This is a genomic window from Nitrospirota bacterium (assembly GCA_035516965.1).
Classification (GTDB): Bacteria; Nitrospirota; UBA9217; order UBA9217; family UBA9217; genus MHEA01.
The window spans coordinates 1-7049 of record DATIZR010000038.1; the positions used below are offsets into that span (position 1 = coordinate 1).

General features: G+C 60.9%; 6 protein-coding genes. All 6 read left to right on the plus strand.

The window, feature by feature from the left end:
• Window positions 1–202 (plus strand): methyl-accepting chemotaxis protein (locus tag VL197_04485; GenBank protein ID HUJ17230.1); only part of this gene is annotated, 202 nt, incomplete at its 5' end.
• 65 nt (window positions 203–267) lie between these two features.
• Entirely contained in the window at window positions 268–2451 is a 2184-nt protein-coding gene (locus VL197_04490) for a bacteriohemerythrin (protein ID HUJ17231.1), read from the plus strand.
• Between the two features lie 64 nt (window positions 2452–2515).
• Window positions 2516–2998, plus strand: coding sequence for a chemotaxis protein CheW (locus tag VL197_04495; protein ID HUJ17232.1), 483 nt, complete (start codon window positions 2516–2518; stop codon window positions 2996–2998).
• 127 nt (window positions 2999–3125) lie between these two features.
• Window positions 3126–4811, plus strand: coding sequence for a methyl-accepting chemotaxis protein (locus VL197_04500; protein HUJ17233.1), 1686 nt, complete (start codon window positions 3126–3128; stop codon window positions 4809–4811).
• A 110-nt stretch (window positions 4812–4921) separates the two neighbouring features.
• Window positions 4922–5755: a phosphate ABC transporter substrate-binding protein gene (locus VL197_04505; GenBank protein HUJ17234.1), complete on the plus strand. Its 834-nt coding sequence runs from the start codon at window positions 4922–4924 to the stop codon at window positions 5753–5755.
• Window positions 5752–7049, plus strand: a 1298-nt coding sequence (locus VL197_04510; GenBank protein ID HUJ17235.1) for a PAS domain S-box protein, incomplete at its 3' end; no start/stop codon positions are given. The genes VL197_04505 and VL197_04510, both read left to right, overlap by 4 nt.

The window sequence follows — 7049 nt, forward strand, 5'->3', positions numbered from 1 at the left end:
TGCCATGGACATGGTGCAGCGGATCGCCGCGGCCACGGAGGAGCAGTCCGCCGCCACGGAGCAGGTGACGCAGAACATGGAGTCCATCTCGGGCATCGCCCGGCAGTCCTCGGCCTCGACGTCGCAGATCAAGGGCTCGTCCGCCGAGCTCGCCAAGCTCGCCACCGGACTCAAGGAAATGACCGCGTTCTTTAGGGCATAAGGGAAGGCTTTCGCAAAGCAGCCTCACACTGGGACCGCCTGCACTCTCCCGAGGAGACAGAGAATATGATAAAACATCATCGCATATTGATCAGGCATAAGCTGCTCTTCATTTCCCTTGCATCTCTCATCGGCCTGGCAGCCGTCACTATTGCGCTTCTCCTCATGCTGCGGGGCAGCATGCTCGAGGACAGACGCCAACTGATCAAACAGGTCGTCGAAACCGCGTACGGCACGATCCAGCACTACGAGACACTGGAAAGCGAAGGCAAATTGTCGCGGGCGGAGGCCCAGGGGCAGGCAATCGACGCGGTCAGGACCCTAAGCTACGGAGGAAACGAGTACTTCTGGATCAACGACATGCGGCCCGTGATGCTCATGCACCCGGTGAAATACGAGATGAACGGACAGGATCTGTCCGGCGTAAAGGACCCGCAGGGAAAGAAGCTGTTCCTGGAGTTCGTCCGGGTTGTCAAGGAGCATTCCGAAGGCTATGTTGACTACCTCTGGCCTAAACCGAATTTTGACAGGCCTGTTCCAAAAATATCTTTTGTCAAGGGCTTTGCACCCTGGGGCTGGGTCCTCGGGTCAGGCCTCTATATCGACGACGTGGACTCCGCCTTCTGGACGCGGGCGAAATGGTTCGCCGTCCTGTTTATTGTTTTTGCCGCAATGGTAGGGGGGCTGAACCGGTTCGTTCGTCACGATCTGATGAGAATGGTGATCCAAGAGGTCGAAGTGATCGACAAAATGGCGTCCGGAGACATTTCGATGTCGCTCAGTGTAGACCGGCAGGATGAATTCGGGGAAATCGACCGCAGCCTGAGCACCACGATCACGAACCTGCGCCGGACGGCTTCTCACATATCCACGGCGACCGCCTCTCTCGCGTCCAGTTCCGAAGAGCTGTCGGCCACATCGGACGACATGAACAAAGGCGCCCAGGAACTGTCGTCTCAGAGCGATCAGGTCGTGACGGCCATGACCGAGGTGTCCCAGACCATCATGGACATGGCCAGGAACGCCACCGAGGCTGCGGACGCAAGCAAGAGCGCTTCGGATACGGCTACGAAAGGCAAGCAGATCGTGGACTCCGCAGCCGAGGACATGATCCGCATTGCCCAAACCGTCCAGGCCGCGGCGGGCACCATCGAGGAGTTGGGCAAGAGCTCGGCCCAGATCGGTGAGATCGTGGCCGTGATTAACGGGATTGCCGACCAGACGAACCTTCTGGCCCTGAACGCCGCCATCGAGGCTGCCCGGGCGGGCGAGCAGGGCCGGGGCTTCGCCGTGGTCGCCGATGAGGTCAGGAAGCTTGCCGAGCGGACCGGCCAGGCCACGAAGGACATTGCCCAGCGGATCGAGGCGATCCAGCAGGCGGCATCGGAATCGGTGGATGCCATGAAGCGGGGCAGCGACGAGGCGGACAAGGGCGTTGCACTTGCCAGGCAGGCAAGTTCTTCCCTCGACACCATTGTGGGCGCTTCCCAGAACGCCATGGACATGGTTCGTCAGATCGCGGTTGCCACGGAAGAGCAGTCTGCCGCCACCGAGCAGGTGACGAGGAGCATGGAACACATTTCGGACATCATCAAACGATCGGCCACTGCCACGGAAGAGATCAAGGTTTCCGCATCAGACCTTGCACGGCTCGCGTCAAATCTGAAGGATGAGGCTTCCTGGTTCAAAATAGGCGCATCCCCGGCTCCGCAGCCGGAGCAAGCCTCTTCTCACTCCTTCTCCCCGGCCATCTCCGCGGCAAACGCAGAACCTGCGCGCGGTGCGGCTCCCCCACCGGCGGTGCCATCGCCCGGCGGCTTCTCGAACAGATTGATCCCCTGGAGCAGCACGCTCAGTGTGAAGGTCCCCGAGCTCGACGAGCAGCACAAGATACTGATCGGCATCATCAACGACATGTACGATGCTTTGAAGTCGGGCCGGGGCAGAGAGGCAGTCGATACCATTCTCCCCCGCCTCGTGGATTATACAACGCAGCATTTTTCAAACGAGGAGGCCCTGATGCAGAAGCACAGGTACCCGGGCTACGTCGACCACAAGGCGAAGCACGTCGCGCTCACGAACAAGGTGCTCGAATACGTGCACAGGATGCAGGAAGGCAGGGGGACCGCTGCCGTGGAATTCATGGAATTTCTAAAGAACTGGCTCGTTTCGCACATTCAGGGCGTTGACAGAAAATACGGTCCCTACCTGAACAGACGGATCGTGCAATCCGCTGGCGGGGACGCATAGAAATGAACATGAGAGACTCGATAAAACCGTGACCTGCCCGGTTCCGGATACAGGAGGTGTGTCAATGCAGACGACAGCAGTACACGCAGAAATGCTTCAGCTGGTAACCTTCAAGCTGAACAAGCAGAAGTATGCCGTTGATATCCTGAAGGTGCAGGAGATCAACAACATGAAGGAGATCACCACGATCCCCAACGCCCCGCCGTTTCTCGAGGGCGCCATCAATCTTCGGGGCAAGGTCATTCCCGTGCTGAATCTCGGCAGGAAATTCGGCTTTGCGGAAGCCGGCGCCAACGGGGCGTCCAAGATCGTTATCATGGACATCCGGGGCGTGATCATGGGCATCATCGTCGATTCGGTCTCGGATGTTCTCCGGATACTCCGGGACGTGGTCGAGCCGCCGCCGCCGGTCTCGTCAAGCGTGAGCAGGGAGTTCATCGCGGGTATCGCAAAGCTGGACGAAGGGCTGGTGATCCTGCTCGATATGGACCGGTTGCTCGATGAGGCGGAGCACACCGCCGTGTTCGGCGGGAACAAGGTGGCGTAGTCGGCAGAAGGAGCTCATAAGGCATGAAAACCTACTCATCGCGGATAACCGGCTGCTTTGGAGACATGAGAAATGAGTGTCTCTCCGCCACGTAGTTCCACCGCAGGTAGAGGAAGCGGGTAACATCATGATAAAAGACATAATCTATAACCTGCCGCTCAAGAAGAAACTGTACCTGGTCTTCGGCATCTCGATCGTGGCAATCCTGTTCGGCGTTACGGTCGGGCTGGTGTCCTTTTCCCGGGTGCAGGTCGGGGGAAAGGCCTACGGAGAGATCGAGCTGAACATGCTGATCGCCGACAACATCGCCAAGCTGCGGACGAATCTCTCCTTCGTCCGGGCGGCACTGCTGAACCTGATCATCGAGGACGGCAATGACCGGCGGCAGTCGCTGCGCGAGGAGATCAACGAACTTTCCTCCCGCATCGAGGAGCTATTCGACGTGATAGAAGGCCGGGTGGCGACCGCCGGCCAGCCCGAAGCCGCGGCGAACATCAAGACGGCGCGCGAGGCGTGGACCGCGTTCAGGGCCACCCGTGACCAGGACCTGATCCCCGCGGTCATGGCCGGAAGGATCAAGGAGGCCATGGCGCTGGCGCTGGGCATCCAGGCCGAGCGCTACACGATATTTGCCACCGAGACCAAGAAGGCCGTCGACCATGTCCGGGCCGATGTGCCGGGCATGGTCGCGAAGATCAAGCGGGAATCGAACCTCGTCCAGGGGGCGTACATCGTCGGGAGCATTCTCTTTATCCTCTTTTTCTGCGCTCTGGCCCTGTTCTTCTCGAGAACCATTGTCGCTCCCGTCGTGCTCGTATCCGACCGGTCCCGTCACATGGCGCAGGGCGACTTCACGTCGAACGGCGCGCACCGCGGCCGCGGCAGTGACGAGATCGGCGTTATGATGGAGAGTTTTGCGACCATGGTGGCTAAGGTGGGGGACACCGTCGGCCGCCTCAAGCTGAGCATCACGGACCTTTCCGCCTCTTCCGAGAAGCTCTCGGCCACTGCCGAGAACCTGAGCCGCGGCGCGGCCCAGCAGGCAAGCCAGGCAAAAGAGGTGACGGCTGCCACGAACCAGATGTCCCAGACCGTGACCGACGTGGCGCAGAACGCCGCCCAGGCGGCCGATGCTGCAAAAAACTCCTCCCGGGCCGCGGCCGGCGGCAAGGAGATCGTTGAGCTGACGGCCGAACGGCTCGCATCGCTCACGGACACGGTCAGGGAGGCGTCGCAGACCATCGAGGCCCTCAGCAGGAGTTCCGGTCAGATCGGCGAGATCGTCAGCCTGATCCACACCATCGCGGACCAGACTAACCTGCTGGCGTTGAACGCGGCGATCGAGGCGGCGCGGGCCGGCGAACAGGGCAGGGGCTTTGCCGTTGTTGCCGACGAGGTGCGGAAGCTCGCCGACAGGACCACGAACGCCACCAAGGACATCGAACAAAAGATATGCACCATTCAGAGCGAGGCTGACCGCTCGCTGGTCATGATCAAGAAGGGCAACGATGAAGTCGAAAAGGGCCTGGAACTCGCCCGTTCGGCCAGCCAGTCGCTCGACACGATCGTGAAGGACTCGATGCAGGTGATGGACATGGTGCAGCGGATCGCGGCCGCGACGGAGGAGCAGTCCGCGACCGCGGAGGAGATCACCCGGAACATGACCACCATTTCCGGGGTCGTGGAACAATCCTCGGAGGCCACGCACGAGATCCAGCAGGCGGCCCACGCCCTGTCGCAGCTGTCAATCGAGACCCGGAGCATGATGGCCTGGTTCAAAACCGGCGCTGCGGACCGGGTGCACCCGGGATAGGCCTGGCGGCGATGGCGCGCTGCCGCCTGCCGGTCACACCGGTATTGAATCATTCGTATTTTTCTGCTACTATACTGCCTATTCCAGCACTCGTGACCGGGAGGAAACGGATGATGACCGCGATCGTGACCAGGCAGTGGCTGCTCCTTTTTTTCTCCTTCCTGCTCATGCCCGTCTCCTCCTTTGCCGCGGACACGATCACGGGGAGCGGGTGCTCGGTAAGCATGCCCGGCTATCTCTCGGACCTTGCCAAGGCCTACGAGCGTGAGACGGGCGTCAAGGTGCTGGTCCTCGGCGGCGGAAGCGTCCGCGGCCTGACCGAGCTCAAAGAGGGCAGGATGGACTTCGCCGCCTCGTGCCAGTCAAAGGCCCCCGACGATCCCAAGGACTTCGAGTACATCACTGCCTCCTGGGACGCCCTCGTGTTCATCGTCCACCTGTCCAACCCCGTCAACTCGATCACCCCGCAGCAGGTCCGTGACATTTATGAAGGCAGGATCGACAACTGGAAACAGCTGGGCGGTCCCGACCTGAGCCTCATCTCGGTCATCACGACGCCAAAGGGTTCCAGCGGCATCGGCGAGGCCCTCGAAAAATACGTGCTGAACGGGAAACGGCCCCTGCCCCAGAAAAATTCGACGATGCAGGCGTCCTCCGCGGCCATCTGGGAGCAGCTGGTGGAGACAATGCCCGAATGCTTCGCCAGCACCGGCTTCGGCAGCGCTCGCAAACGAAAGGTGAAGATGCTGAAGGTGAACGGCGTTGCGCCCACTCGGGAGAACATCGTTTCCGGAAAATATCCCTACAAAAGGCCCCTGTATATCGTGATCAGGAAGGACGCGCGGCCCGAGGTCCGAGCGTTCGTGGATTACGCGATGAGCCCGAAAGGCCAGAAACTCATATCATCCTTCGGCATGCCGTCGCTGGCTGACATGAAAAGATGACGATCTCCCTGAGGACCAAGGTAACCGCTGTTACCGCTGCGGTGGTTGTTGCCGCGAGCCTGATCAGCACCGCGCTCACCATCTCTGTTGAGAAAAGAAGCATGGAACGGCAGGTGGTCTCTCGCGGAGCTGCTTTGGCCGAGGCCCTTGCCAGGGCGGTGAGTGAAGGACTCGCAGCCGAAAACCTGGACCTCATCAAAGAGGTCGAGGACATCGTCCATGCGAAGGACGTCGTCCTGATCCAGGTCCTTTCCCCCTTGTGGCTCGGCGTCGCATCCGTCCCCGTTGATCAGCTCAATACGCCCCCCCGTCAGGAAGCTATCGCTTTTTTCGAGACAGCGAAAAAGGACGAGCACGGCTACTTCTCTGTGAACGCGGGCCCCTGGATCGACCTCTACGCCCCGGTGTTCCTCGACCCTCATGACGCCAGGGTCCCGAATCTGTTTGTCGGATACGTCCGCCTCCAGGTCTCGACGGAATCGCTCAGAAAAGCGATCGCCCGGGCGATCCTCCTCAACGTGCTCGCGACCGCTCTGCTGGCAATCGCCGCCGTCCTCCTCCTGAACGCACTCATGGCAAAATACGTGCTGCGGCCCATCCTGGACCTCCATCGGTCCGCGTCAAGGCACCAGAAGGGCGAGTTCCCCGAGGCGGTCCCCGTAACCACGAATGACGAGATCGGCGAGCTGTCCGCTCAATTCAACGAAATGAGCCGCGCCTTGAAGGAACGGGAGGAGAAACTGGCCGAGGAGAAGGAGCGTTTGGCCGTGACGCTGCGCAGCATCGGAGACAGCGTCATCGTGACCGACACGCAGGGGTCCGTCACGCTGCTGAACAAGGTTGCGGAGCAGCAGACGGGCTGGCCGGCTTCTGAGGCAGTAGGCAGGCAACTCTCCGAGGTCTTCCATATCGTGAACGAACAGAGCGGAGAGCGGTGCGGGAACCCGGCGGAAAAGGTCATCGGGACGGGCCAGCCCTGCGGCCTTGCGAACCACACGGCGCTGATCAGGCGGGACGGCTCGCGGATCGTGATCGAGGACAGCGCCGCGCCGATCCGGGACCGGAACAGCAGGATCGTCGGCGTCGTGCTCGTGTTCCGGGACGTGACCGAGAGGCGGCGCATGGAAGAGGAGGTCATCAAGGCGGAGAAGCTCCAGTCCGTCGGCCTGCTCGCCGGCGGCCTTGCCCACGATTTCAACAACCTGCTCACGGCGATCGTGGGAAACATCAGCATGGCCAAGATGTACATCGATTCCCGCAGCAAGGCCCAGGCAAGGCTGGCCGATGCGGAGAC